Source organism: Devosia sp. ZW T5_3, assembly GCF_044987315.1.
Taxonomy (GTDB): Bacteria; Pseudomonadota; Alphaproteobacteria; order Rhizobiales; family Devosiaceae; genus Devosia.
Genome location: NZ_JBJDRE010000059.1, coordinates 1 through 517, shown reverse-complemented (window position 1 = coordinate 517; position 517 = coordinate 1). Strand labels below are relative to the sequence as shown.

Below are 517 nucleotides of genomic sequence, written 5' to 3'. Positions count from 1 at the left end.
AGTGGCTCCTGTCTGGTCCGCTCGGCGACATCACCGTGGTCGACGGCGGGCAGGGCGACGAGGCTGAGGCCGACGGCATCCTGAGCGTCAGTGGGCTTCCGGCCGGGACGTACACCCTGACCGAGACCAAGGCGCCGCAGGGGTACGAGCGCACCGACGAGACCTTCACCGCGACGATCGACGCCGAGCATCAGGTCGTGAGCTTCGGGCAGATCGTCAACGAGAAGACGCCGGCTCCGGTCGTCACGCCGACTCCTCCTGCGACGCCGTTTGAGCTCGCGCTCACGGGTGGTGGCGATGGCCGCAGCCTGGCGCTGATCGCGTTCGCTCTTCTTCTCAGCGGCGCTGCCGTTACGGTCGGTGCCGTCGTCCGGAGGCGAGTGAGCGCCTCGAAGCGCTGAGAGTCGAGGGCCGCTGCGGTTGCGCAGCGGCCCTGTCGGCGGTCTGCCGGGATCGGGTGGCCGGGGTCGGGATGCGGCGTGGGCGTCGGATGCCGGGGAGCGCTCTGTGATGTGAG

The 517-nt window shown here is 70.2% G+C and carries 1 protein-coding gene; it reads left to right on the top strand.

The annotated features are described in order from the left end of the window. A partial coding sequence (locus tag ACI3KW_RS23255; RefSeq protein WP_404850062.1) for a prealbumin-like fold domain-containing protein occupies positions 1-401 on the top strand: 401 nt, incomplete at its 5' end. Positions 402-517: the final 116 nt, after the last annotated feature.